The organism is Pseudomonas sp. BCRC 81390 (genome assembly GCF_030341915.1).
In the GTDB taxonomy this organism is placed as follows: Bacteria; Pseudomonadota; Gammaproteobacteria; order Pseudomonadales; family Pseudomonadaceae; genus Aquipseudomonas.
This window is the reverse complement of record NZ_JATAAG010000052.1, coordinates 1-275: the sequence shown is the minus strand read 5'-3', so window position 1 is coordinate 275 and position 275 is coordinate 1. Positions and strand designations below refer to the sequence as shown.

The 275-nt window shown below is 49.8% G+C and carries 1 rRNA gene; it reads left to right on the top strand.

The features are described from left to right. Positions 1–275 (top strand): 23S ribosomal RNA (locus QSV36_RS14675); the annotation flags it as partial.

The window sequence follows — 275 nt, the reverse complement described above, 5'->3', positions numbered from 1 at the left end:
TTTGAGATTAGTGGAACGCTCTGGAAAGTGCGGCCATAGTGGGTGATAGCCCCGTACACGAAAATCTCTTGTCAATGAAATCGAGTAGGACGGAGCACGAGAAACTTTGTCTGAACATGGGGGGACCATCCTCCAAGGCTAAATACTACTGACTGACCGATAGTGAACCAGTACCGTGAGGGAAAGGCGAAAAGAACCCCGGAGAGGGGAGTGAAATAGAACCTGAAACCGTATGCGTACAAGCAGTGGGAGCCTACTTTGTTAGGTGACTGCGT